Annotated in this window: 21 protein-coding genes; 9 read left to right on the forward strand and 12 right to left on the reverse strand. The window is 57.1% G+C overall.

Annotation, left to right across the window (positions count from 1 at the left end):
- Position 1: 1 nt before the first annotated feature.
- Together tamB and tamA are read right to left on the reverse strand one after the other, a co-directional pair.
- Positions 2-3,778, reverse strand: a complete 3,777-nt coding sequence (tamB, locus tag ACJBF3_RS15230) for an autotransporter assembly complex protein TamB (RefSeq protein WP_045329831.1) — start codon at positions 3,776-3,778, stop codon at positions 2-4.
- A complete protein-coding gene (gene tamA / locus ACJBF3_RS15235) occupies positions 3,775-5,508 on the reverse strand; it encodes an autotransporter assembly complex protein TamA (protein WP_045329834.1) in 1,734 nt (577 codons plus the stop codon). Before tamA ends, tamB begins: the two co-directional genes overlap by 4 nt.
- Before the next feature lie 224 nt (positions 5,509-5,732).
- Between tamA and msrA the strand changes: the two genes are divergently transcribed.
- A complete protein-coding gene (msrA, locus tag ACJBF3_RS15240; protein ID WP_045329837.1) occupies positions 5,733-6,374 on the forward strand; it encodes a peptide-methionine (S)-S-oxide reductase MsrA in 642 nt (213 codons plus the stop codon).
- 241 nt (positions 6,375-6,615) lie between these two features.
- Positions 6,616-7,953 carry a hemolysin family protein gene (locus tag ACJBF3_RS15245; protein WP_023310162.1) on the forward strand — a complete coding sequence of 446 codons (1,338 nt, stop codon included), beginning with the start codon at positions 6,616-6,618 and terminating at the stop codon, positions 7,951-7,953.
- 77 nt (positions 7,954-8,030) lie between these two features.
- On the opposite strand, the gene ACJBF3_RS15250 is transcribed toward ACJBF3_RS15245, so the two are convergent.
- Positions 8,031-8,237, reverse strand: a complete 207-nt coding sequence (locus ACJBF3_RS15250; protein ID WP_008501430.1) for a DUF1107 domain-containing protein — start codon at positions 8,235-8,237, stop codon at positions 8,031-8,033.
- A gap of 324 nt (positions 8,238-8,561) precedes the next feature.
- On the opposite strand from ACJBF3_RS15250, the gene ACJBF3_RS15255 reads away from it, so the two are divergent.
- Complete coding sequence (locus ACJBF3_RS15255) at positions 8,562-9,119, forward strand: YtfJ family protein (RefSeq protein ID WP_045329839.1); 558 nt, start codon at positions 8,562-8,564, stop codon at positions 9,117-9,119.
- Here ACJBF3_RS15255 and cysQ read toward each other — a convergent pair.
- The gene (gene cysQ, locus ACJBF3_RS15260) at positions 9,113-9,853 is read right to left on the reverse strand and encodes a 3'(2'),5'-bisphosphate nucleotidase CysQ (protein ID WP_045329840.1); all 741 of its coding nucleotides are present in this window, start codon (positions 9,851-9,853) and stop codon (positions 9,113-9,115) included. The genes ACJBF3_RS15255 and cysQ overlap by 7 nt on opposite strands.
- Positions 9,854-10,042: 189 nt before the next feature.
- Between cysQ and ACJBF3_RS15265 the strand changes: the two genes are divergently transcribed.
- Positions 10,043-11,986: a bifunctional 2',3'-cyclic-nucleotide 2'-phosphodiesterase/3'-nucleotidase gene (locus tag ACJBF3_RS15265; protein ID WP_045329842.1), complete on the forward strand. Its 1,944-nt coding sequence runs from the start codon at positions 10,043-10,045 to the stop codon at positions 11,984-11,986.
- An 81-nt stretch (positions 11,987-12,067) separates the two neighbouring features.
- On the opposite strand, the gene ACJBF3_RS15270 is transcribed toward ACJBF3_RS15265, so the two are convergent.
- Positions 12,068-12,454, reverse strand: a complete 387-nt coding sequence (locus ACJBF3_RS15270) for a helix-turn-helix domain-containing protein (protein WP_045329845.1) — start codon at positions 12,452-12,454, stop codon at positions 12,068-12,070.
- Between the two features lie 84 nt (positions 12,455-12,538).
- Between ACJBF3_RS15270 and ACJBF3_RS15275 the strand changes: the two genes are divergently transcribed.
- The 3 genes from ACJBF3_RS15275 to ACJBF3_RS15285 all read left to right on the forward strand — a co-directional run bounded on the left by ACJBF3_RS15275 (position 12,539) and on the right by ACJBF3_RS15285 (position 15,334).
- Positions 12,539-13,387: an SDR family oxidoreductase gene (locus ACJBF3_RS15275; protein WP_045329846.1), complete on the forward strand. Its 849-nt coding sequence runs from the start codon at positions 12,539-12,541 to the stop codon at positions 13,385-13,387.
- An 81-nt stretch (positions 13,388-13,468) separates the two neighbouring features.
- Positions 13,469-14,293 carry an AraC family transcriptional regulator gene (locus ACJBF3_RS15280; protein WP_045329848.1) on the forward strand — a complete coding sequence of 275 codons (825 nt, stop codon included), beginning with the start codon at positions 13,469-13,471 and terminating at the stop codon, positions 14,291-14,293.
- A gap of 75 nt (positions 14,294-14,368) precedes the next feature.
- A complete protein-coding gene (locus tag ACJBF3_RS15285) occupies positions 14,369-15,334 on the forward strand; it encodes a DMT family transporter (protein ID WP_045329850.1) in 966 nt (321 codons plus the stop codon).
- A gap of 79 nt (positions 15,335-15,413) precedes the next feature.
- Here ACJBF3_RS15285 and ACJBF3_RS15290 read toward each other — a convergent pair whose 3' ends face one another.
- Positions 15,414-17,063 carry a methyl-accepting chemotaxis protein gene (locus ACJBF3_RS15290; protein WP_045329853.1) on the reverse strand — a complete coding sequence of 550 codons (1,650 nt, stop codon included), beginning with the start codon at positions 17,061-17,063 and terminating at the stop codon, positions 15,414-15,416.
- A 244-nt stretch (positions 17,064-17,307) separates the two neighbouring features.
- On the opposite strand from ACJBF3_RS15290, the gene ytfE reads away from it, so the two are divergent.
- Positions 17,308-17,970 carry an iron-sulfur cluster repair protein YtfE gene (gene ytfE, locus ACJBF3_RS15295; protein WP_045329854.1) on the forward strand — a complete coding sequence of 221 codons (663 nt, stop codon included), beginning with the start codon at positions 17,308-17,310 and terminating at the stop codon, positions 17,968-17,970.
- Between the two features lie 86 nt (positions 17,971-18,056).
- Here ytfE and cycA read toward each other — a convergent pair whose 3' ends face one another.
- Both cycA and fklB read right to left on the reverse strand, forming a co-directional pair.
- On the reverse strand, positions 18,057-19,466 hold the full coding sequence (cycA, locus tag ACJBF3_RS15300) for a D-serine/D-alanine/glycine transporter (protein ID WP_045329857.1): 1,410 nt from the start codon (positions 19,464-19,466) through the stop codon (positions 18,057-18,059).
- Positions 19,467-19,777: 311 nt separating this feature from the next.
- The gene (gene fklB, locus ACJBF3_RS15305) at positions 19,778-20,398 is read right to left on the reverse strand and encodes an FKBP-type peptidyl-prolyl cis-trans isomerase (RefSeq protein WP_008502892.1); all 621 of its coding nucleotides are present in this window, start codon (positions 20,396-20,398) and stop codon (positions 19,778-19,780) included.
- 233 nt (positions 20,399-20,631) lie between these two features.
- Between fklB and ACJBF3_RS15310 the strand changes: the two genes are divergently transcribed.
- A complete protein-coding gene (locus ACJBF3_RS15310; protein WP_045329859.1) occupies positions 20,632-21,276 on the forward strand; it encodes an OapA family protein in 645 nt (214 codons plus the stop codon).
- 68 nt (positions 21,277-21,344) lie between these two features.
- Here the strand turns inward: ACJBF3_RS15310 and rplI are convergent, their stop codons facing one another.
- Genes rplI through rpsF form a run of 4 tightly spaced genes read right to left on the reverse strand, consistent with a single transcriptional unit; the run spans position 21,345 to position 22,784 of the window.
- Complete coding sequence (gene rplI / locus ACJBF3_RS15315) at positions 21,345-21,794, reverse strand: 50S ribosomal protein L9 (protein ID WP_024907318.1); 450 nt, start codon at positions 21,792-21,794, stop codon at positions 21,345-21,347.
- Between the two features lie 41 nt (positions 21,795-21,835).
- Complete coding sequence (gene rpsR / locus ACJBF3_RS15320) at positions 21,836-22,063, reverse strand: 30S ribosomal protein S18 (RefSeq protein ID WP_000135199.1); 228 nt, start codon at positions 22,061-22,063, stop codon at positions 21,836-21,838.
- A gap of 4 nt (positions 22,064-22,067) precedes the next feature.
- Positions 22,068-22,382, reverse strand: a complete 315-nt coding sequence (priB, locus tag ACJBF3_RS15325) for a primosomal replication protein N (RefSeq protein ID WP_008502895.1) — start codon at positions 22,380-22,382, stop codon at positions 22,068-22,070.
- A 6-nt stretch (positions 22,383-22,388) separates the two neighbouring features.
- On the reverse strand, positions 22,389-22,784 hold the full coding sequence (gene rpsF, locus ACJBF3_RS15330; RefSeq protein ID WP_014068637.1) for a 30S ribosomal protein S6: 396 nt from the start codon (positions 22,782-22,784) through the stop codon (positions 22,389-22,391).
- Positions 22,785-22,807 lie beyond the last annotated feature (23 nt).

Here is a 22,807-nt window from a genome sequence, read left to right on the forward strand (position 1 = left end):
GCTAAAACTCAAACTGATAGAGCAGATCAAGTGCCTGGTCTACGCCGGACACTGCTTCCAGATATAGCTTAGGCATCAGGCGATAGCGTAACGTGAGTGTTGCCAGTGAGTCAAAGATCCCCACACCATATTTTACCTGCAGACCCGGCAGTACATAGCCGCTGACCACCACCTGCGAGGAGTCACCCACGCCCTGGGTGTCCAGCGCCAGATTACTTACGCCGAACGTCTCGCCGATTTTACCCACAACCTGCCCACTTTGTGCAACCCCCAGCCCCACGAGCATCGAGGTCATTGCCGCGCTGTCGCTCTGACCGCTGTCGAGACCCTGTCCGCGCAGCAGGTAAGAGAGCGCTTCCTGCTGGGACATTGTCGGGTCAGAGAAGATCTCCGCCTTCGGTTCGTCGGCGGAACCGGTGACGCGTACGCCGGCAATGACGTCGTTTTCCGTCGCTTCCGGGTTACGAATCGCTTCGATATTCAACAGGGGCTGATCCGGTGGACCAGAGAACAGCAGCTCGCCTTTACGGACAATCAGATCCTGACCATAGGCGTGGAAGCGCCCTTCAGGAATATTGATCTGCCCGTTGAGGCCAAGCCCTTGTTTATCCTGCGCCACCTTCAGGTCGCCCGTAAGCCTCGCCTTCAGCCCAAACGCATCCAACCGCACGTTATTCCCCACGTGCACGATAAGGTTACTATTAATCGGTATGCCAGCGCTCTTCTGTTCGACAGGTTTCAGATTTTCATTGAGCATAACTTCATCACTTGAGACGCCGACCGCGCTTTCCGGCACGTCGTGAACCACGATGCGCGCCCACGGCACGTCGACGCGACCGTCAAGCGTGAAGAGGCTTGGCGTGGCCTCAAAGACCACATCAGGCGAGACGTCCAGGCGCACCATTGGCGGCACGGTGATACGCACCTTGCTGCCCTTCGCGGCAATACGGGCGCGCCAGTTGTCGAGCTGGCTCCAGTCTGCGTCGCCGCTCAGGTTGATTTGACCTTGTTGCGTCAGCACCGATCCGCTCAGCGTCGAGCTCATGCCGTTGAAGTTCATCGCAATCTGGCTGGGCTGCATGTCAAACGGCATAAAGTTGCCGTCGATGTCCACGCCGCTGAGCCGCATCTGACCGAACAGCTGCGGGCTTTGCGCGTTGCCGCCCAGGCGCAGGTTAGCGTTCAGCATGCCCTCGGCCTTTTCCCCGCGGGCGAAAATCGGGTTCACCATCGCCAGGTTGAAGTTGCGGATATTGACGTTGCCGCCCAGATTACGCCGTCCCTGCGGGTCGGTAATCTGGACCTGACCGTCAAGCTGTCCGTTGTTGGTGAGGCGGATCAGCCACCCCAGCTCCGCACGGTTGTTATGCAGGTCCGCGCTCAGGTTGAGCGTATCGAACGCCACCGGCAGCGGCGCGTCGTTGACCTCCTGCGTCACCTTCACGTTACGCCCGGACAGCGTGACGCTGCCCTGCGGTAGCCCCTCTTTGGTGGTGTCCCAGGCCACGTCGGCTTTCCCGCTGAAGACGCCGCTGGCCTGGGTAGTGTCCGGCATAAACGGCTTCAGCATCGCCAAATCGAAGCGGTTAAGGTTGATCTGCGCGCGCCCTTCCGCGCCCGCATCGATGGTCTGCGGAACGCACAGTTCCGCATTCGGGTTAGTCCAGCAGTGCGGCCCAATGCTGATCTTCTGCTCGGCGTTGCGGTAGTCCAGCGCGATGGATCGCGACAGCGCCAGCGGCCCGACCGGGGTATTGAATCGCGTGTTGTCCAGCGTCCCTTTCCAGCGCTCTTCCTTGCGGTCGAAGCTGCCGGTCAGGTGAAGCTGGCCGGAGACCGGCTCGCCCTGCACCCGCAGCTGGAGGTCGTGCTGCTTCTCGCTCCCTTTCGCGTCCAGGGTGACCAGGCTGATGTTCACGTCCGGCTGCGAAATGCGCTCCACGCGCAGGTTCAGGTTACCGCCGATCTGGTCAGTGGATTTCACATCCCCTTCCACCCGGACGCGAGCAACGCTCAGTTCTTGCCAGCGCAGGTTATTGGCGGTGATATCCGCCAGCAGCTGCGGCGCGTCTACCGTGCCGCGCACCTTCACGAGTCCTTTCGCCGTCCCGCCCAGACCCGGCAGGGCGTTGTCGAGATTCGGCGCGTCGATGGTGGCGTCCAGATTGAGATCTTTCACCCCCAGCTCGCCTTTGATGTCCGCCGTGTTGCGGCCCAGCGCCACGTGCAGGCCCGGGATCACCCACTGCAGGTAGCTGTTGCCTTTCACCGAGCCTTCAACGTTAACCTTATTCTGCTTCACGTTCCCGGAGAGCTTGATTTCCGGCACGTCCATCTGCCACGTGCCGCCGTACAGGCTGCCGCGCGTTTTGATCAGGCCATCCAGCTTCGACGGCCAGTCCGGCACCTCTTTGGCGGTGTTAATGTCCGTCAGCTTCAGCTCGCCGCGCCAGCTGATCGCCTGCTGCCAGTCGAGCAGTGCGGTCAGCTCGGTTTTGCCTTCCAGCGCCGCGACGGTCAGCTTGTCGAGGTTGACCTGCCGCTCGTTGCCCTTCGCATCCAGCGTGATGTTTGCGGGCGGTACGCCCTGCCCCTTCACCGCGGTGCGGAACGAGAGCGTATAGTCGGTCATCTTGCCGCTCAGCTTCAGCTTCAGATCATCGGCCTGGAACTGCTTTTCGCCGGTGAACGGCCAGGAAAGCTGCTTGCTGACGACCTCAACATTGAGCGGCAGCCCGGCTTCCGCCAGCTGGGTTTGCGCGCGCAGAACCATGTCCACCGGACCGGAGAGATTCACGCCTACATCCAGCCTATCGCGCAGCGCCCCGCCCACTTTAACCTTCACCTTTTCGCCTTTGAGCGGGTCGATGTTGAGCGCGCTGTTCAGCGTAATATCCACCGGCCAGCTGTCGCGCAGCAGGGCGTTCCCTGACGCGTTAACCGAGCCCTGATTGGTGTCTATATCCAGCGCGTCGAGCTTCATATTGCCGTCGATGCTGCTGACCTTCAGCAGCATGGTGTAGACGGTCAGGTCGGTATCGCCGGTCAGGCGCAGCTGCTCGCCTTTGAACTCCTCAATATTGAGGTTCAGCGGCAGATGGACGTCGGTCATTTCCGGCAGGACAGGCTTCGAGAAAAGATCCTTCAGCGTTTCACCCAGCGGCTTTTCTTCCGGCTGCGGGTTCTGGATCTTCGGCTCGACGATCTCTTCCTGCGCCACGTCGGCCACTTTCGGCAGCGCGATAAGCAGGCCCTGCAGCGAGGTTGGCGTGAGGGTGAGGTTTTTCTCCTGCCAGCGCAGGCCGGAGGTGAAATCCATCACCGATACGGTGGTGTCGTCGATGTTAATATTAACGTTATTGAGCGCCACCCGATAAAGCGCGATCGGGTACGGCGTGGAGAGATTGAGCGGGCCGCTGTCCTCTTCCTCGACCGGCGCGGACTTCGGCATTTTCTTCGAATCGATCGCTACGTTGACGTCTTTTAGCGACAGATCGTTGACGCAGAGTTTGCTGTCCCGCAGGCAGCCCAGCTTCACCGCCAGGTGAAACTCCCCGGCGTTCACCGCCACGCCCGGCTGCGTATAGCGGATGTTCTTCAGGCGCAGGTCGCGCCAGCCGCCCGTCACCTGACCAATCTCCAGCCCCGGCACCCAGCGGTTCGCGGCGTTAAACAGCAGATGCAGCCCGGTCGTCGTTCCCACCAGAAACGCCACCGTACCGAGCAGCAGCACGATAAAAATCAGCACCCCGAGGCTTATCTTCTTCCATAAACTCATAATTCAGGCCCCAGACCGATGTAAAACTGTAATCCGTGTTCTTCTTTATCGCCGACCGGTACGGCGAAATCGAGCTTGATGGGCCCGACGGGCGACTGCCAGCGCACGCCCACGCCCGCGCCGGTTTTGAAATCGCTCTTGCGGATGTCGCTCACCGCCTCGCCGCCGTCGACAAACATGGCGCCCCACCATTTTCCGCTGACGTTGTACTGATACTCCAGCGAGCCGGTCGCCAGCTTGGAGGCCCCGATCAGCTTGCCGTCATCGTCTTTAGGCGCGATAGATTTGTATTTGTAGCCGCGGATGCTGCGATCGCCCCCGGCAAAGAAGCGCAGGTCAGGCGGCACTTTGTCGAAGTCGCCGGTTTCAATCCAGCCGAGGTTGCCGCGCATTACAAAGCGGTGCTTGTCATACAGCGTCCGGATCCAGACGTTTTGCGCCTGAATGACCGAGAAGTCCACGTCGGAACCCCACAGGGTGTTGGAGTAATCGATGGAGTAACGCTGGGAATCGCCCCAGGTCGGCATCAGGCCACCGCGCGAGCGGGTCCGGCTGATCATCACCCCAGGATAGAGCAGCATGGTGGTGTTGGTGACGTTGGCCTGGGTAAAGTGGTCCAGGCTCCAGCGCAGGTTGATGGCGCGCTGCCAGCCGCTGGAGAGATCCCAGTAACGCGATACGGCAAGGGTGGTGGAGTCGGACTCGGTATCGTTAAGATCGGTGCGCTTAAAGCCCCCCTGAACCAGGTAATACTGCTCAAGCGGATTTTTCAGCAGCGGCATTTTATAGCTGAAATCAAGCTGCTGTTCCGGGGCGGAGATACTGGCGCTGGTGGTCAGGCTGTGGCCGTAGGAGTTCATCCACGGTTTTTTCCAGGTGGCCTTCACGCGCGGGCCGACGTCCGTCGAATAGCCAACACCGGTCTCAATGGTGTTCTCGGTGCGCGGCGAAACAACGCCATGCAGCGGCAACACCTTGGTTTTGCGAGACTTATCAAATTCCGGTGCGACAATCACGGAGTTAAACCAGCCGGTCGCGGAAAGACGGCGGTTCAGTTCCGCCAGGTCCTTCGACTGGTAGTAATCGCCTTTTTTGAACGGCACGAGGTTTTGCAGGTACTCTTCACGGATTTGTGAACCTTCAAAGGTCACATCGCCAAAGCGGTAGCGTTCCCCGCTGTCGTAGTCGATATCCCAGAAGGCCTGACGCCGATCCAGCGCAATACCCAGCTGGCTTTTATCGAACTGGCTGTCAAAGTAGCCCTTGCGCAGGGAGACGCTCGTCAGCTCTTTTTTGAAATGGTCGTAGTCGCCGTGGTTCAGCACGGTACCGATTTTCGGACGCGTGCTGAGCAGGTCCAGGTAATCCCGGTCGGTACGCGCCCCGCCGCGCAGGATGACGTTCGTGCCGCCAATCAGTACCGGCTCACCCGGCGAAACGCGGGCAATAAGCACCTGACGCCCCTTCTTTGGCGGCGGGCGGAGATCGAAATCAATGGTGGGTTCGTAATAACCCAGCGCTTTTAGCCCTTCCCGGATCGCATCGTCGACGCGCGCGCGAAAACGCCGGTCCGGCGTTACCTCATCACTCTGGATGGTAGATAGCTGCGCACGCACGTTTTTTTCCAGCGCCCCGGATAACCCCTCAACCTGCAAACGGACATTCGCCGCGCTGGCAATCCCGCTTGTCAGCAATACACTGACTAAACATAACTGGCGGATTTTTGTCACGTTTTCTCCTGAATATCCCTGTTTCCACCCTGGAAGCAAATGCAGTGCCGCTCCGCGGCAAAATACGGCCTGATGGCCAAAAACCCGAATCGCGGGTTGAAAATGGGTGTAACACCCAAATATTTCTTATGATTAAATCTAGACTGATTCAGCGCATTTATTGTGTTCAATTAAACGCGTCGTGACAACCTTAACTGAAACATCGCACCCCGGGAGGCCCCATCGTGAGTTTATTCGACAAAAAGCATCTGGTTTCACAAGCAGATGCATTACCGGGACGCAACACCCCTATGCCTGTGGCAACCTTACACGCCGTTAATGGCCACTCTATGACCAACGTGCCGGATGGCATGGAAATCGCCCTGTTCGCCATGGGCTGCTTCTGGGGCGTTGAGCGCCTCTTCTGGCAGCTGCCCGGCGTTTACAGCACGGCGGCGGGTTACACCGGCGGCTACACGCCGAACCCAACCTACCGCGAAGTCTGCTCCGGCGAAACCGGGCATGCGGAAGCGGTACGCGTGGTGTATGACCCAACAGTAATCCGCTACGAGCAGCTCCTGCAGGTTTTCTGGGAGAATCACGACCCGGCGCAGGGCATGCGTCAGGGCAACGACCACGGCACGCAGTACCGCTCGGCCATTTATCCGCTCACGCCCGAGCAGGATGCCGCCGCGCGCGCCAGCCTTGAGCGCTTCCAGCAGGCCATGCGTGAAGCGGGCGACACGCGCGAGGTGACCACGGAAATCGCGACGGCAAAACCGTTCTACTACGCCGAGGACGATCATCAGCAGTACCTGCATAAAAACCCGTACGGCTACTGCGGTATCGGGGGCATCGGCGTCTGCCTGCCGCCACAGCTGGCCTGATTACCGATCCAGCGCCGCGCGTGCCGCGTGGCGCTCATGGTTCTCTCTTCACATAAAGCCCCCCGCTAGCGCCTCCTCCGGGCATCTTCGCCAAAATGTGACCTCTGGCAGATTTACATCTCTTTACGCTATACTACCCGCTGAAATAATCGGCTCAACGCTACGAGCTGACGTTCAATGTGTTTCCACACAAATGGTATCAATTCCCCTTCTGAGGATCTGGCGAGAAGCCGGATAAACTATGTTAAACAGTATTTTAGTAATACTTTGTCTGATTGCCGTCAGTGCATTTTTCTCGATATCTGAGATCTCGCTGGCCGCGTCCCGTAAAATCAAACTGAAGCTGCTTGCCGACGAGGGCAACATCAATGCCACCCGCATCCTGAAAATGCAGGAAAACCCGGGCATGTTCTTTACCGTAGTGCAGATTGGCCTCAACGCGGTCGCCATTCTTGGCGGTATCGTGGGTGATGCGGCGTTTTCCCCGGCGTTTTATAGCCTGTTTGTGAAGTACATGTCCGTTGAACTGGCCGAACAGCTGAGCTTTATCCTCTCCTTCTCGCTGGTGACTGGCCTGTTTATCCTCTTTGCAGACCTGACCCCGAAACGCATCGGTATGATTGCGCCAGAAGCTGTGGCTTTGCGTATCATCAACCCGATGCGCTTCTGTCTGTACGTATTCCGTCCGCTGGTGTGGTTCTTCAACGGTCTGGCAAACGTCATTTTCCGCATCTTTAAATTGCCTATGGTGCGTAAAGACGACATCACCTCTGACGACATCTATGCGGTGGTGGAAGCCGGTGCGCTGGCCGGGGTGCTGCGTAAGCAGGAACACGAGCTGATTGAGAACGTATTCGAACTGGAATCCCGTACCGTGCCGTCTTCCATGACGGGCCGTGAAAGCATTATCTGGTTCGATTTACATGAAGATGAGCAGAGCCTGAAGAACAAAGTGGCGCAGCATCCGCACTCTAAGTTCCTGGTCTGTAATGAAGATATCGACCACATCATCGGTTACGTCGACTCAAAAGACCTGCTGAACCGCGTGCTGGCAAACCAGAGCCTGGCGCTGAACAGCGGCGTGCAGATCCGCAATACCCTGATAGTGCCGGACACCCTGACGCTCTCCGAAGCGCTGGAAAGTTTCAAAACCGCCGGGGAAGACTTCGCGGTGATCATGAACGAATACGCGCTGGTGGTCGGTATTATCACCCTCAACGACGTGATGACCACGCTGATGGGCGACCTGGTGGGCCAGGGGCTGGAAGAGCAGATTGTTCAGCGTGACGATAACTCATGGCTGATTGACGGCGGCACGCCGATTGAAGACGTGATGCGCGTGCTGGATATCGACGAGTTCCCGCAGTCGGGGAACTACGAGACCATCGGCGGCTTCATGATGTTTATGCTGCGTAAGATCCCGAAACGTACCGACTCGGTGAAGTTCTCCGGCTATAAGTTTGAGGTGGTGGATATTGATAACTACCGCATCGACCAGCTGCTGGTGACGCGCATCGACAATAAACCGACCGTGCTGGTACCTAAGCTGCCGGATGCGGAAGAGAAGGTCTCAGCGTAAGGTTTCTGCCCCCACAAACATCAACGGCTCCCATCGGGAGCCGTCTTTTTATCTACTACTACTGCATAGCACGTTGGTTAAGCCATCTCAGTTTGCAGACGCATAACCTGACGGTTGACTTCGGACATCACAGACAGGTGCTGTTTGTCCTTCACTTTTGGGACAAGGATTTTGCCCTTATCAAACTCAAAAGCGCCAACATCCTTGATGTACAACCGTCCACGGAACAGGATCTTCACGTACTTCGCCACCTGAAGCGGGTTGTAGCGTTGGAAAATTTTCATTCTTGTATCTCCTGCGAATCATACGCTCTTGCGGTGCCACAATCGGCCCGACTGTTCTGAGCGCAAATTTTGATGCCCAATGACTATAGACCAGAACTACGGTGTTACCCAGTGTGCATAAGTTTATTTACCGTTTGATTACAATTATTCAGAATAATCTTTGCAAAGCGTGACTGGGCGCAGTATAAGCCGTCGTTTTTTCATGGATATGTGCGTTCGCCCGCAAACTGGCATCGGGATTGCGGGAAAACCACATTGATCGCACTTATGATTAAAAGCGCAAGACCAAGTGGTCGGATCACCTGCAAACAATAAGGAAACGCCATGACCCTACGTAATATCCTTGCAGCAGCCTGCCTGCTGCTGCCCCTGTGGGCTTCCGCTCACAACATTGAAAAAGGACAACGTGTACCGCCAGTCGGCATTGCGGACCGGGGAGAATTGATTCTCGACAATGATAAGTTTAGCTATAAACCCTGGAATAGCGCGCAGCTTGCGGGCAAAGTGAGAGTTGTACAACATATTGCCGGTCGTACATCTGCAAAAGAGAAAAATGCCAGCCTGGTGGAAGCGATCAAGGCCGCAAAACTCCCTCACGACCGCTATCAGACCACCACGATCGTTAATACCGATGACGCCATTCCGGGCTCCGGAATGTTCGTGCGCTCAAGCCTTGAGAGCAATAAAAAGCTCTACCCGTGGTCGCAGTTTATCGTCGACAGTAACGGCGTGACCCGTAAGGCCTGGCAGCTGGAGGAAGAGAGCTCCGCGATTATCGTGCTGGATAAGGACGGTCGCGTACAGTGGGCAAAAGACGGCGCGTTAACTCAGGAAGAGGTGCAGCAGGTTGTCGACCTGCTGCATAAGCTGCTGGCTCAGTAAATGGAGACGCGGAAGCCGGGGTTGAGGAAGGATTCGCGCGGGGTATAGTCGAGCGGCTTGCCCTGCCAGTCATGAACATGCGCCCCGGCGGCCGCGGCAACGGCATGACCTGCCGCGGTATCCCAGACGTTGGTTGGCCCAAAGCGAGGGTAAAGCTGCGCATGGCCTTCCGCCACCAGGCAGAATTTCAGCGATGAGCCAATCGAGGTAGTCTGGTGTTCGCCCAGCTGTTGCAGGTACTCCTGTAGCTCGCTGTCGCTGTGCGAGCGGCTAATCACCACCAGCGGCGGACGGGCATCACGCACCTGGATCTGCTTGCGCACGCCGCACTCTTCCTTCCACGCCTTCCCTTCTGCGGCGCTATACATCACCTTCATGACCGGGGCGTAAACCACGCCCAGCACCGCTTTGCCCTTCTCAATCAGGGCGATATTAACGGTAAATTCACCGTTGCGCTTGATGAACTCTTTTGTGCCGTCCAGCGGATCGACCAGCCAGTAGCGCTGCCAGTGCTGGCGCTCGTCCCAACTTTGCGGCGCTTCTTCTGACAGAACAGGGATGTCCGGCGTTAAGTCCTGAAGCCCTTTCAGAATCACCTTATGCGCCGCAATATCCGCCGCCGTGACCGGAGAGTCGTCCGCTTTGCTGACAACCTCCATAGGCTTTATACCGTCATAGACCTGCATGATGGCATCCCCCGCATCCCGTGCGAGCTGACAAATTTTATCTAGCATTTTCCACCTCTTTGTTAACGCAGTGAGGTTAACTCTTTGTTTTAGTTATATCGTAATGTGAACAATTCCGCTATCTGTGAAGCAATTCCGGTTTCAGGTTCCTTTTTTCTGTCAGGATTCACGTTTCTGTAAGCAACACGCTATAGATACATACTCTTTTGTGGTCTTCATCGAAAAAGGACTCCTCTGATGATTAAGTTTAGTGCAACGCTTCTGGCGACGCTGATTGCAGCGAGCGTGCAGGCGGCGACGGTAGATCTGCGTATTCTGGAAACGACCGATCTGCACAGCAACATGATGGACTTCGATTACTACAAAGATACCCCAACGGAAAAATTCGGACTGGTACGTACGGCAAGTTTGATCAACGCGGCGCGTGGCGAAGCAAAAAACAGCGTGCTGGTCGACAATGGCGATCTCATTCAGGGCAGTCCGCTTGGGGATTACATGGCAACCCGGGGCCTGAAAAAAGGCGAGATCCATCCGGTGTATAAAGCGATGAACACCCTGGACTATACCGTCGGCAACCTCGGCAACCACGAATTCAACTACGGCCTGAAATATCTGCATGACGCCCTGGCCGGTGCAAAATTCCCGTATGTTAACGCCAATATCATCGACGTTAAGACCCAAAAGCCGCTCTTTACCCCTTATCTGATTAAAGAGACCGAGGTCGTCGATCGGGACGGTAAAAAGCAGACGCTGAAAATCGGCTATATCGGTTTTGTCCCGCCGCAGATCATGACGTGGGATAAGGCCAACCTCGACGGTAAGGTGACCGTTAACGACATCACCGAAACCGCGCGCAAGTACGTGCCGGAAATGCGCGAAAAAGGCGCCGATCTGGTGGTCGTTGTCGCCCACTCGGGGCTCTCCGCCGATCCGTACCAGGCCATGGCAGAAAACTCCGTTTACTATCTGAGTGACGTTCCCGGCGTTGACGCGATCCTCTTCGGCCACGCCCACGCGGTCTTCCCGGGCAAAGATTTTGCCAGCATTAAAGGGGCGGACATTGAGAAAGGGACGCTCAACGGCATACCGTCGGTCATGCCGGGCATGTGGGGCGACCACCTTGGGGTGGTGGATCTGGTACTCAATAACGACGGCGGCAACTGGAAGGTCACCCAGTCAAAAGCCGAAGCGCGACCGATTTACGACGCTGCGGCGAAAACATCGCTGGCGGCGGAAGATAAAAAGCTGGTCGACGTGCTGAAGCACGATCACGACGCCACCCGCGAATTCGTCAGCAAGCCGATCGGCAAATCTGCCGATAATATGTATAGCTTCCTGGCGCTGGTGCAGGACGACCCGACCGTTCAGGTGGTCAACATGGCGCAGAAGGCCTATGCCGAGCACTTTGTGCAGGGCGATCCGGATCTGGCCAAGCTGCCGGTGCTCTCCGCCGCAGCGCCATTCAAGGTAGGCGGGCGTAAGAACGATCCGGCTAGCTATGTCGAAGTCGAAAAGGGTCAGCTTACCTTCCGTAATGCCGCCGATCTCTACCTCTACCCGAACACGCTGGTAGTGGTAAAAGCGACGGGTAAAGAGGTGAAGGAGTGGCTGGAGTGCTCTGCCGGGCAGTTTAACCAGATTGACCCGCACAGCAGCAAGCCGCAGCCGCTGATTAACTGGGACGGCTTCCGCACCTATAACTTCGACGTGATCGACGGCGTCAACTACCAGATTGACGTCACCCAGCCGGCGAAATATGACGGCGAGTGTCAGACGATCAACCCGCAGGCGGAGCGCATCAAGAACCTGACCTTCAACGGCAAGGCGATCGATCCGAATGCGACCTTCCTGGTGGCGACCAACAACTATCGCGCCTACGGCGGTAAGTTTGCCGGCACGGGTGATGGCCACATCGCCTTTGCCTCGCCGGACGAGAACCGCTCGGTGCTGGCGGCGTGGATCAGCGCGGAGTCGAAGAAGGCGGGCGAAATACGTCCGGCAGTGGACAACAACTGGCGTCTGGCGCCGATCCACAGCGATACGCCGCTGGATATCCGTTTCGAAACGTCACCGTCCGATAAGGCCGCGGCGTTTATCAAGGAGAAGGCGCAGTATCCGATGAAGCAGGTCGCGACGGATGATATTGGCTTCGCGATTTATCAGGTAGACCTGAGCAGGTAGCGGTGATTATGTCGGGTGGCGCTTCGCTTACCCGACCTACGCGTTTGGTAGGCCGGGTAAGGCGAAGCCGCCACCCGGCTTTTACGCCGCGCGATCGTCCCGATTCGCCATCACTTTTGGCGTATTCACCTCAATCCAGTCCGCCAGCGCGGCGACCTTCTCGCTGACCTCCATGTCCATCGGCGTCAGGCTATACTCTACGTGCGGCGGCACCACCGGGTACGACACGCGATCGACAAACCCGTCCTGCTCCAGCGCCTGAAGCGACTGGGAAAGCATCTTTTCGCTCACCCCGCCCATTTTACGGCGCAGATCGCTAAAGCGATGCGTTCCCTGACGCAGGGCCAGCAGAATCAGGACGCCCCAGCGGCTGGTAACGTGCTTGAGCACCTCGCGTGAAGGGCACTGCTCCGCAAAAAGATTGCCATCGCGCATTTGCTCGCTGAGCGTCGGTATCGTTGTTTTCATACTTACCTTTTTGTACGTACTTACTAAAAGTTAGCTATGGTGCTAGTGTGCCACAACACCAGACAAACACGAAGGAGATTCATCATGATCGCGATTACCGGCGCTACCGGCCAGCTTGGCCATCTTGTTATTGAACAGCTGTTAAAAACCGTTCCGGCCAGCCAGATTGTGGCCATCGTTCGTAACCCGGCGAAAGCGCAGGCCCTGAGCCAGCAGGGGCTTGTGGTTCGTCAGGCGGACTACACGGATGAAGCCGCCTTCACCGCCGCGCTGAGCGGTGTGGATAAGCTGCTGCTGATCTCCTCCAGCGAAGTCGGCCAGCGTGCAACCCAGCACCAGAACGTGATTAACGCCGCCAAAGCGGCAGGCGTGAAATTTATCGCCTACACCAGCCTGCTGCATGCGGATACCTCACCGCTTGGTCTGCACGTTGAACACGTAGCCACTGAAAAAGCGCTGGCGGCGTCCGGCATTCCGTATGCCCTGCTGCGCAACGGCTGGTATACCGAAAACTACCTGGCGAGCGCGCCACCGGCGATTGAGCACGGCGTGTTCATAGGTGCGGCAGGCGAAGGCAAAATTGCCTCTGCAACCCGTGCAGACTATGCCGCAGCGGCAGCTAAGGTGATTGCTGAAGAGGGCCATGCGGGCAAGGTGTATGAACTGGCGGGCGATCGCGGCTGGACGCTGAGCGAACTGGCGGCTGAACTCAGCAAACAGAGCGGGAAGCCGGTGAGCTACCAGAATCTCAGCGAAGCGGATTTTGCCGCCGCGCTGAAAAGCGTCGGCTTGCCTGCCGGGCTGGCAGATATGCTGGCGAACTCCGACGTCGGGGCGTCCAAAGGAGGACTCTTTGACGACAGTCGTACCCTGAGCAGGCTGATTGGCCGTCCGACCACCCCGCTGGCGGAGAGCGTCAACGCCATCCTGTAATTGTTACGGATTGGTTATTTTTTGTGGCGTCCCTGCGGGTCATCTCTGATAATGAAGCGATGACCCGTAAGGAGGCTCACCGTGCAAGGCGTACCGGAACAGTTTATTGATGAGAGAGATAGCGCGCGCTTTCGCCATCTGGCGCAGCTGCCGGGCCTGGAGCTTTATCACGCGCATATTTCTGACTACGCCTTTGAGCCCCATACCCATGAAGCCTTCGGGATCGGCACGATTGAAACCGGTGCAGAACGCTTTCGCTATCGCGGTACCCAGCATCTTGCGGCAGAAAAATCCGTCGTCACCATGAACCCGGACGAGATCCATACCGGCGAATCCGCCACCGAAGGCGGCTGGCGCTACCGGATGGTCTATATCGAACCCGATCTGCTGGAAGAGGTGACCGGCCTCCGGGACTGGTGGTTCAGCGAGGTAACCCGTCATGACCCGCTGCGCTCGCAGCAAATCGGCAGGCTCATTTACGGCCTGTGGCACACGGACGATCCGCTTGCGCAAAAGGGATTACTGCTGGATCTGATCGAGACCTTCCGGCCGTTTGCCCATCACGCGCCGGTGGTTCTGGAAGGCGCGCACCGCTTCGAGCGGGCACGTGAGTATCTGCACGACAACTATATGCACGCCCTGACGCTGGACGAGCTGGCCCGCGTCGTTTCGCTCAGCCCGTACCATTTCCAGCGCCAGTTCAAAGCCCATTTTCACGTGACGCCGCACCAGATGCTGATGGCCATTCGCCTGTGGCGCGCCAAAGCGTTCCTCACCCACGGCATGCCCGCTGCCGAAGTGGCTGCCGCGACCGGGCTGACCGACCAGTCCCATTTAACCCGCGCGTTTACCCGCCGCTACGGCATTACCCCCGTGCGCTACCAGAAGCAGGTCATCCGGCGCTGATGCGCAACCTCATACAATACGCGCGCAATTCCCCCTCCTACACTGCATACAGCATAAATATCTGTAGGTGGAAAAATGATTAGTGGTGTGTTGTATGCCCTGCTGGCCGGGATGATGTGGGGGCTGATTTTTGTCGGCCCGCTGATCGTACCCGAGTATCCTGCAATACTGCAGTCGACCGGACGTTATCTGGCGCTGGGGCTGATTGCCCTGCCTCTGGCATGGCTGGGGCGCGCGCGCCTGCGTCAGCTCAGCCGTCAGGACTGGGTGACCGCGCTGGCGCTGACCATGATGGGCAATCTTATTTACTACGTTTGCCTCGCGAGTGCCATTCAGCGTACCGGCGCGCCGGTCTCTACCATGATTATCGGCACGCTGCCGGTCATCATCCCCGTCTTTGCTAATCTGCTCTACAGCCACCGGGATGGCAAACTGGCGTGGTCAAAAATGGCCCCAGCGCTGATCTGCACCGCCGTGGGGCTGGTATGCGTCAATATTGACGAACTGCGTCATGGGCAGGCGGACGTTGACCTGTGGCGTTACGGTTCCGGCATTCTGCTGGCGTTCATTTCCGTGGCGTGCTGGGCATGGTATGCCCTGCGTAATGCCCGCTGGCTGCGGGAGAACCCGGACAAGCATCCAATGATGTGGGCAACGGCGCAGGCGCTGGTCACGCTGCCCGTTTCCATCGTGGGCTATCTCGGTGCATGCCTCTGGCTTGGCCATCAGCAGCCGGACTTCGCCCAGCCCTTTGGGCCGAGACCGTGGGTGTTTATTGGCCTGATGGTGGCGATTGCGGTGCTGTGTTCATGGGTGGGCGCGCTGTGCTGGAACGTGGCCAGCCAGAAGTTGCCGACGGTGATTTTAGGGCCGCTGATTGTCTTCGAAACCCTGGCCGGGCTGCTGTATACCTTCCTGATGCGCCAGAGCGTGCCGCCGCTCTTTACGGCCTGCGGGATCGCGCTGCTGGTCGTGGGGGTGGCGATGGCGGTGAGAGCGAAGCCGGAAAAACCGAGGGTTGTTCCGGCATCGGAGAGGTGATTTTTGCCGGGTGGCGCTGCGCTTGCCCGGCCTACAAAACCGTAGGCCCGGTAAGGCGTAGCCGCCACCGGGCAAGCCCTTAAAACGTCTCCCAGTTCCCTTCAGACGGCGCCGCTGCGGGCTGCGCTTTTGGCACATAGGTTTTCACCGGCGCGGCTTTAACCGCCTGATTGCGGGTAATTTTGAACACCGCCACCGCGTCGTTCAGGCGTGCAGCCTGATCTTCCAGCGCCGCCGCCGCCGCGGCAGACTCCTCCACCAGCGAGGCGTTCTGCTGGGTCACGCGATCCATCTCGGCTACCGCCTGGCCCACCTGGTCGATACCGCGGCTCTGCTCGTCAGAGGCCGAGGCAATTTCGCCCATGATGTCGGTGACGCGCGTGACCGCATTGACGATCTCTGCCATCGTCGCCCCGGCTTCGTTAACCAGCTGCGAGCCCGCGTTCACGCGTTCGCCGGAATCGTCGATCAGCGCTTTGATCTCTTTCGCCGCCTGGGCGCTGCGCTGGGCGAGGGTACGCACTTCCCCTGCCACCACCGCAAAGCCACGCCCCTGCTCGCCCGCGCGCGCCGCTTCTACCGCCGCGTTCAGCGCCAGAATGTTAGTCTGGAAGGCAATGCCGTCGATCACGTTAGTAATTTGCGCGATTTTACTGGAGCTGGTGGCGATTTCGTCCATTGTACGCACCACGCCTTCCACCACGTTACCGCCCTTCTTCGCCGTTGAGGAGGCGTCCAGCGCCAGACGCGAAGCCTGACGCGCGTTATCGGCGTTTTGCTTCACGGTGGCCGTCAGCTGCTCCATGCTGGCTGCCGTCTCTTCCAGAGAGGCGGCCTGCTGCTCGGTACGGGAAGAGAGATCGTTGCTGCCCGCGGAGATTTCTCCTGCGCCGGTGTAAATGGTATCTGCCCCTTCACGCACCACGCCCACGGTGTTCGCCAGCGAGGTTTGCATCTCCTGCACGTTACGCGCCAGGACAGCCATTTCATTTTTACCTTCTGCCTGAATCGGCTGGGTTAAATCCCCTGCCGCAATGGCGCGAATATGGTTAATCACCTCTTCCAGCGGCAGCAGCAGCACGCGGCGCATGGCGACCCAGCTGGAGATAATCACCACAATCACCAGCAGCATGACCGCAGAGAGGATCCACAGGATGTGCTTGTAATCACTTTCGTTATCCCGAATGCCTTTATCGGTGAGCGCGGCCTGCGCTTCACGCCATTCACGATAAACCTTCTGCATCGCGTTTTGCTTTTGTTCGGCATTCTGCTTGAACATATCTTCCAGATTGCCCTGGCTCAGCAGAACGTTCATTTGCGTCAGCGTTGCAGAGTAAATGCGGTACTGCTCTTCAAGCTGATTCGTCAGGTTCTCATCCAACCCCGGCGTGTCCGGTAAGGCATAGTATTTATCGTAATGGACCTGGGCTTCAGCCAGCAGGTTTTTCGCCGTGGTCACCAGCTCGTTCAGCTGACCGCCGTTAATTTGCGAGGCCATGCTGCTTTGCAGGCGCAGCATGCCGCGGTTCAGGGTGACGCGCGCCTGGTTCAGGCTGATCCACGCATCGGTAAACTCCGCCACGTTCTGGCTGGAGACCTGTGACACGGTGAAGTTGTTTTTATCGTTATTCAGCGCGTTGATAAAGATACCGGCGGAAATCGCTTGCATGATGCCAAGCGCAAGCAGCACCGAAATCAGAAGGGTAATGACTTTTATACGTTTAAACATGCGTTGCCTTTGTTTTATGCAGGTTTGTCTGACCTGGATATATCGGCAGGCGCAGCGGGTTGTTTACTGTTTCTCCACCTTTAAAAAGTTTCTAAACCACTTTCCTGAGGCCATTCAGAGCGTTAAACAGAATAATTTTTACGTGATCTGCCTCACATTTTTCCCTTCCCTCTAAAGGGTTATAGCGCCGCCATAAAGATGTATTTAATATACACCTTATATTCTTGATGACGAGGTAACTGCTATGGCCTTTCGCGACCAACCCCTTGGCGAGCTGGCGCTCTCCATTCCTCGCGCTTCTGCGCTGTTCCGTAAGTACGATATGGATTACTGTTGCGGCGGTAAGCAAACCCTGGCGCGTGCGGCCTCACGCAAAGAACTGGACGTTGAGGTAATTGAAGCCGAGCTGGCGCAGCTTGTCGGGCAGCCTGTCGACAAAGACTGGCGAACCGCTGCGCTCGCGGAAATCATCGACCATATCATCGTGCGGTACCATGACCGCCACCGTGAACAGCTCCCGGAACTGATCCTGCAGGCAACCAAGGTCGAGCGCGTCCATGCCGACAAACCTTCCGTACCGCGCGGTCTGGCGAAGTACCTGACCCTGCTGCACGAAGAGCTTTCGAGCCACATGATGAAGGAAGAGCAGATCCTCTTCCCGATGATTAAACAGGGAATGGGCAGCCAGGCGATGGGGCCGATTAGCGTGATGGAACGCGAGCACGATGACGCGGGCGAACTGCTGGAGGTAATCAAACACACCACCCACAACGTCACGCCGCCGCCAGAGGCCTGCACAACGTGGAAAGCGATGTACAACGGCATTAACGAGATGATTGACGATCTGATGGAGCACATCAGTCTGGAGAATAACGTTCTGTTCCCGCGGGCATTAGCGGGGGAATAAAAAAGCCCGGTGGCGCTAGCGCTCACCGGGCCTGCAACGTCCTCGAACGTAGGCCGGGTAAGCGTCAGCGCCACCCGGCATCATGCTTAACGCATGCCAGCCATGCGTTTCTTACCGATAAACATCCAGCCCAGCCCCAGCGCAATAAACCACAGCGGCGTGACGGTCAGCGCCTGACGGGTATCATCTTCCAGCGTCAGCAGAACCAGCACGAAGACGAAGAACGCCATGCAAACCCAGCACATCAGCTTGCCCAGCGGCATCTTGTAGATCGACTTCTCATGCAGGTGTGGACGCTGCTTGCGGTACACCAGGTATGAACAGAGGATGATGGTCCAGACGAACATAAACAGGATCGCAGAGACCGTGGTAATCATGGTGAAGGCGCCAATCACGCTTGGGTTCACGTAGAGCATCACCACGCCGCCCAGCAGGCACATGCAGGAGAAGGTCAATCCTTTCGCCGGTACCGCACGCTTAGAGAGCTTGGCGAACGCGCTAGGCGCCACGCCTTCCTGCGCCAGACCAAACAGCATGCGGCTCGTTGAGAACACGCCGCTGTTGGCGGACGAGGCAGCAGAGGTCAGCACCACGAAGTTAATCAGGCTCGCGGCGGCAGGCAGGCCTACCAGTACGAACAGCTCAACGAACGGGCTCTTGCTTGGCACCACCGAGCTCCACGGCGTCACGGACATGATGATGATCAGCGCGAAGACGTAGAACATGATGATACGCACCGGAATGGAGTTGATGGCGCGCGGCAGGGACTTCTCCGGATCTTTGGTTTCCGCAGCGGTCGTGCCGACAAGCTCAATCCCCACAAACGCGAACACCGCAATCTGGAAGCCGGCAAAGAAGCCGCTGATGCCTTTCGGGAACCAGCCGCCGTCATTCCACAGATGGGTAAACGACGCCTGAACGCCGGTTGGTGACTGGAAGTGCGTCAGTACCATCACCAGGCCCACAACGATGAGACCGACAATGGCCACGATTTTGATCATCGCGAACCAGAACTCCATCTCGCCGAACATTTTAACGGTGGCGAGGTTAAGGCTCAGCAGCAGAACAATGACCGCCAGCGAGGCAACCCAGTCCGAGAGCCCCGGGAACCAGAACTGCGCGTAGGCGGTAATCGCCACGACGTCCGCCATGCCGGTCACGACCCAGCAGAACCAGTAGGTCCAGCCGGTGAAATAGCCCGCCCACGGCCCGAGCAGGTCAGACGCGAAGTCGCTGAAGGATTTGTATTCGAGGTTCGAGAGCAGCAGTTCGCCCATTGCACGCATCACGAAGAACAGCATAAAACCGATAATCATATAAACGAATATGATTGACGGCCCGGCGAGACTGATGGTTTTGCCTGACCCCATAAACAGCCCGGTACCGATGGCACCCCCAATCGCAATAAGCTGAATATGACGGTTTGTGAGATTGCGCCGTAGCGACTGTTCAGACGACGCCTCTTCGTCGGCGACGACTTTGACCTGATCTACCATGTGATATTTTCCTGTTTATGCCTGTCTGTGTTGTTAAGGCTCTTCTGGCCTTTAAATACGTCAAAAGATGACGTTCCCCTGTAAGGGCTAATCGATATTAGGTAAGAATCGGCGGGATGAATACTATGATTTAGATATTATGTTAATAATATGTTGAAAGTGAGTGTCATATCACTCATACAGCGCGAAACAGCTCACAAAAATACACGCAACAGTTTCGTTTGCAAGATAAAATGTTGATAGCACCGTAACTATAGGTTTTAACGCTATTTTCCTCTCCCGAAACGGGGAGAGGAAATAAGAAAAATCGATTACAGAATTTCCAGCAGCTCGACTTCAAAGACCAGGGTGCTGAATGGCGGGATGGACGCGCCAGCGCCGCGCTCGCCGTAGGCCAGGTTGTGTGGGATAGTCAGTTCCCATTTGGAACCCACCGGCATCAGGGTCAGCGCTTCGATCCAGCCTGCGATAACGCCGTTGACCGGGAATTCAGCCGGTTCGCCGCGCGCTACGGAGCTGTCGAACACGGTGCCGTCGATCAGCTTACCGGTATAGTGTACGCGAACGTGGTCGGTACGCGCCGGGATAGCGCCGTCGCCCTGATTGATCACGCGGAACTGCAGGCCGGATTCGGTGCTGTTCACGCCTTCACGCTCACGGTTCTCTTCCAGATATTTCACACCTTCGGCGGCCATCTCTTCAAAGCGCGCACGACGCACGGCGTCAGCACGTTCGTGGATTTCACGCAGCGCGCGGTGCACGACGTCAACCGGCACGGCAGGCTGTTTGCCTTCCAGCGCGTCAGCGATACCCGCCACCAGCGCTTCGGGTAACAGACCTTCCAGGCCGGATTCGCTCAGCTGCTGTCCTACCTGCAAGCCGATACCGTAACTTGCCTGCGCTTCGATAGTGTCAAAAGTCGGGGTGGTCATGGGTTTTCCTTCCATCACATTTAAAGTAGCGGGCAGCATATCAGCCATGCCCTTATGGGTAAAACTTTGTCTGAAGTTAAGGTGACAAACCGCGACGAAACAGAAACAATAGAGATAACCAGGATTAATCCCGAACTGATGTCACGGATGTCGGGTTTACTACGCCGTTCAGGCAGTTAGCAAACTATACTTCGGGGCACAGGATAAAAAATACGCGGAGCAGGAGGAGTGCCATGCCCGGGCGATTTGAACTGAAACCTACCCTGGCGAAAATCTGGCAGGCGCCGGACAATTTTCGCATCATGGACCCGCTGCCTCCTCTGCATCGCAGAGGGATCATCATTGGCGCGCTGATGGTGATCGTGGGCTTCCTGCTTCCTTCCGGGGGCGACGATGTCGATACCGCCCCCGTCTCCCGCAATGCCCAACTGGACATTCAGTCGCAGACGCGGCCGCAGCCTGACGCCCAGCCGATGCAGACGCAGCTTGTCACCCCGTCTAACGATCCGGGTCAGGTGGCGCCGGTTGAGCCAGAACCCATTCAGGATGAGCAGCCGCAGGATCAGGCCGCTGCCCCCTCTCAGCCTCAGGCGCAACAGCCCACCGGCATTGAGCAACAGTGGCGTTCCTATCGCGTAGAGCCGGGCAAAACCCTGGCACAGCTGTTCCGCGATCACAACCTGCCGCCCACCGACGTGTATGCCATGGCGAAAGTGGAAGGTGCGGGTAAGCCGCTCAGTAACCTGCAAAATGGTCAGATGGTACAGATTCGCCAGAATGCCAGCGGTGTGGTGACGGGGTTAACGATTGATACCGGGAATGGACAGCAGGTGCTGTTTACCCGTCAGCCGGACGGCAGTTTCATCAGGGCGCGTTAAGCTTCCGGATCGATAAAAAGCAAAACGCCGGCACAAGGCCGGCGTTTCAACGTGAGCAGAGTAAAAAATTACTCAGCTACAACGTTAACAACCAGTTTAGCGAACACTTCGCTGTGAACCTGGAAGTCAACTTCGTGCTCACCAGTGGTACGCAGAACGCCGTTCGGCAGACGAACTTCGCTCTTAGCCACTTTAACGCCTGCAGCAGTTACTGCATCAGCGATATCGCGGGTACCGATGGAACCGAACAGTTTACCTTCGTCGCCAGATTTGGACGCGATGGTAACGGTGCCCAGTGCGTTGATTGCTTCAGCGCGAGCGTTAGCAGCCGCCAGAACGTCAGCCAGTTTGGCTTCCAGTTCAGCGCGACGTGCTTCGAAAAACTCTACGTTTTTCTTGGTAGCTGGAACAGCTTTACCCTGTGGAACCAGGAAGTTACGTGCGTAACCCGCTTTAACGTTAACCTGATCACCCAGGCTGCCCAGGTTTGCTACTTTATCAAGCAGAATAACTTGCATTACCTTATCCTCTTAAAGTCGTATTAATGGACCGTGCCCGATTACTGATGACGATCAGTGTACGGCAGCAGGGACAGGTAGCGAGCGCGTTTGATAGCGCGAGCCAGCTGACGCTGGTATTTTGCACGAGTACCGGTGATACGGCTTGGGACAATCTTACCGCTTTCGGTGATGTAGTTTTTCAGCGTTGCGATATCTTTATAGTCGATCTCTTGAACGCCTTCCGCGGTGAAACGGCAGAACTTGCGACGACGGAAATAACGTGCCATATGGCTAGTCTCCAGAATCTATCAAATCAATCTGCTCGGCATGCAGAACCATTTTGCTCAGGCCGTTCTTTGCCTTGTGGCAAGAGATGAACCCCTGAACGATTACTGCGCTACCGACCGTTAAACTGTGAGTAATGGCCTGGTTTTCGTGACCGCTAATAATAACGGGCATTTGGCACCACGCCTGCCGGTGAAACCCGGCTTCCTCTTGCACAGAACGATGCTCAAGCACGAACTGGCAATGCGGAATTCCTGATGGACTGACCTTTCGAAGGGGAGCCCTGCATACGATGCCGGACAACGCCAGACGGTTGGTCATCAGAAATTACTCTTCAGAATCCCCAGCATCAGAATCATCTGCGGTTTCGTTTGCGAAATCATCGCGACGCTCACGGCGCTCGTCTTTCGCTTTAACCATCGGAGATGCTTCGGTAACTGCGTTTTTGGTACGCATAACCATGCTGCGGATAACGGCATCGTTGAAGCGGAAGGTAGTTTCCAGCTCATCGATCACTTCCTGCGGCGCTTCAACGTTCATCAGAACGTAGTGTGCTTTGTGCAGTTTGTTGATCGGGTAAGCCAGCTGACGGCGGCCCCAGTCTTCCAGACGGTGGATCGTACCTTCTGCACCAGTGATGGCAGCAGAGTAACGCTCGATCATACCCGGAACCTGTTCGCTCTGGTCAGGATGGACCATAAAAACGATTTCGTAATGACGCATCGAATTGCTCCTTACGGATTATT

The sequence above is a fragment of the Enterobacter sp. PP-008-ECC_S150 genome (assembly GCF_045257065.1).
In the GTDB taxonomy this organism is placed as follows: domain Bacteria; phylum Pseudomonadota; class Gammaproteobacteria; order Enterobacterales; family Enterobacteriaceae; genus Enterobacter; species Enterobacter chengduensis.